We start from the raw sequence: 3,419 nt of genomic DNA, 5'->3' as shown, positions 1-3,419 counted from the left end.
TTATCCAAAAACCATACAGTGAACGCAAACAACAAACAACTCTCTTGAAAAGTAAGCCTTCGGCCTATTAGTACCAGTCAACTCCACGAGTCTTCAGTCCCCGCTTCCATACCCGGCCTATCAACCTCATCATCTATAAGGAGCCTCACACACCAAAGTGCCAGGAAATCTCATCTCGAAACAGGCTTCCCGCTTAGATGCTTTCAGCGGTTATCCCTCCCGAACGTAGCCAATCAGCCATGCACCTGGCGGTACAACTGACATACCAGAGGTTCGTCCGTCCCGGTCCTCTCGTACTAAGGACAGCCTTTCTCAAATTTCCAACGCGCGCAGCGGATAGGGACCGAACTGTCTCACGACGTTCTGAACCCAGCTCGCGTACCGCTTTAATGGGCGAACAGCCCAACCCTTGGGACCGACTCCAGCCCCAGGATGCGACGAGCCGACATCGAGGTGCCAAACCATGCCGTCGATATGGACTCTTGGGCAAGATCAGCCTGTTATCCCCGAGGTACCTTTTATCCGTTGAGCGACGGCCGTTCCACAACGTACCGCCGGATCACTAGTCCCGACTTTCGTCCCTGCTCGACCTGCCAGTCTCACAGTCAAGCTCCCTTGTGCACTTACACTCAACACCTGATTGCCAACCAGGCTGAGGGAACCTTTGGGCGCCTCCGTTACACTTTAGGAGGCAACCGCCCCAGTTAAACTACCCATCAGGCACTGTCCCTGAACCAGATCATGGCCCGAAGTTAGACATCCAGATTGACCAGAGTGGTATTTCAACAACGACTCCACACAAACTAGCGTCCATGCTTCACAGTCTCCCACCTATCCTACACAAGCCAAACCAAACACCAATACCAAACTATAGTAAAGGTCACGGGGTCTTTCCGTCCTGCTGCGCGAAACGAGCATCTTTACTCGTACTGCAATTTCGCCGAGTTCATGGTTGAGACAGTAGGGAAGTCGTTACTCCATTCGTGCAGGTCGGAACTTACCCGACAAGGAATTTCGCTACCTTAGGATGGTTATAGTTACCACCGCCGTTTACTGGGGCTTAAATTCTCAGCTTCGCCCAAAAAAGGCTAACCAATCCTCTTAACCTTCCAGCACCGGGCAGGAGTCAGTCCGTATACATCGTCTTACGACTTCGCACGGACCTGTGTTTTTGATAAACAGTCGCTTCCCCCTGGTCTCTGCGACCCATACACGCTCCAGGCAGCAAATGCCCATCACGCTCAAGGTCCCCCTTCTCCCGAAGTTACGGGGGCATTTTGCCGAGTTCCTTAACCATGATTCTCTCGATCGCCTTAGTATTCTCTACCTGATCACCTGTGTCGGTTTAGGGTACGGGCGGCTAAAACCTCACGCCGATGCTTTTCTCGGCAGCATAGGATCACCAAATCCCCCAAAAACGGGGTCCCATCACGTCTCAGGCACACAGCCGGCGCATTTAACAACCGACAACCCTACACGCTTAGACCACGACAACCATCGCGTGGCTTGGCTACCTTCCTGCGTCACACCTGTTAACACGTTTACCTCCAAAGATCGGGTCCCACAACCCACACAACACACAAACAAAAGCCTGCACATCATGCTTCGCATGGTTAGCATCACAATATCAGTATGGGCGGTTTTTCACCGGTACGGGAATATCAACCCGTTATCCATCGACTACGCCTGTCGGCCTCGCCTTAGGCCCCGACTAACCCAGGGCAGATTAACTTGACCCTGGAACCCTTGATCATCCGGCGGATGAGTTTCTCACTCATCTTTCGCTACTCATGCCTGCATTCTCACTCGCATAGCCTCCACCACTGGTTTACACCGCAGCTTCACCGGCCACACGACGCTCCCCTACCCAACAATCCAAAAAGATCATTGCCACAACTTCGGCGGTGTACTTGAGCCCCGCTACATTATCGGCGCAGAATCACTTGACCAGTGAGCTGTTACGCACTCTTTCAAGGATGGCTGCTTCTAAGCCAACCTCCTGGTTGTCTAAGCAACTCCACATCCTTTCCCACTTAGCACACGCTTAGGGGCCTTAGTTGGTGGTCTGGGCTGTTTCCCTCTCGACAATGAAGCTTATCCCCCACTGTCTCACTGCTACGCTCTCACTTACCGGCATTCGGAGTTTAGCTGACGTCAGTAACCCGTGAAGGCCCATCGGCCATCCAGTAGCTCTACCTCCGGCAAGAAACACGTAACGCTGCACCTAAATGCATTTCGGGGAGAACCAGCTATCACAGAGTTTGATTGGCCTTTCACCCCTATCCACAGCTCATCCCCTCCATTTTCAACTGAAGTGGGTTCGGTCCTCCACGACGTCTTACCGTCGCTTCAACCTGGCCATGGATAGATCACTCCGCTTCGGGTCTAGGTCATGCCACTCAAACGCCCTATTCAGACTCGCTTTCGCTACGGATACCCCACACGGGTTAACCTCGCGACATAACACTAACTCGCAGGCTCATTCTTCAAAAGGCACGCTGTCACCCCAAAAGGCTCCAACGGCTTGTAAGCACACGGTTTCAGGTACTATTTCACTCCCCTCCCGGGGTACTTTTCACCATTCCCTCACGGTACTGATTCACTATCGGTCACTAAGAAGTATTTAGACTTACCAGGTGGTCCTGGCAGATTCACACGAGATTCCACGAGCCCCGTGCTACTCGGGTGGCCACACCACGGACAGAACAATTTCGATTACGGGACTCTCACCCTCTACGGCCGACCATTCCAAGTCGTTCACCTACCATCCTGAACATCATGCCGGCAGCCAGTTAGAACTGCCACTGTGACTCCCACAACCCCCATGATGCAACGCCTAACCGCTATCACACACCACAGGTTTAGTCTCTTCCGCTTTCGCTCGCCACTACTCACAGAATCATTACTTTATTTTCTCTTCCTGCGGGTACTGAGATGTTTCACTTCCCCGCGTTCCCCCCAACCAGCCTATACATTCAGCTGGCGGTAACTCACCATGAAGATGAGCCAGGTTTCCCCATTCGGAAATCCTCGGATCACAGCCCAGTTATCGGCTCCCCGAGGCTTATCGCAGATTCACACGTCCTTCATCGGCTCTTAATGCCAAGGCATCCACCGTGTGCCCTTAATAACTTACACACAATCAAGAAAAATAAGAATCTAAAATCAACAATCAAACCAACACAACGTTGATTCAACGCAAATTCCAGAAGATGCTCGCGTCCACTATATAGTTCTCAAACAACAACCCACAACACAACAACAACACAAACAAAAACATCTGCATCATCACCATGCCAGGCAAACAAAGGAACAACACACACGTGTTACCCCAAAACCCAACAATGCGCCTCATCCAACCCAAAACCAACATTCCACCCATGAGCAAAACCACCCACCCGACACTCGCGGGCAGCATG

The 3,419-nt window shown here is 52.0% G+C and carries 1 rRNA gene; it reads right to left on the bottom strand.

Annotated features, from left to right (window positions below):
• Positions 1–47: 47 nt before the first annotated feature.
• Positions 48–3,138: ribosomal RNA gene (locus tag HMPREF2528_RS01130) — 23S ribosomal RNA — on the bottom strand.
• Positions 3,139–3,419: the final 281 nt, after the last annotated feature.

It is taken from the genome of Rothia sp. HMSC078H08, from assembly GCF_001808955.1.
Lineage (GTDB): Bacteria > Actinomycetota > Actinomycetes > Actinomycetales > Micrococcaceae > Rothia.
This window is presented reverse-complemented; position numbering and strand designations above follow the sequence as displayed.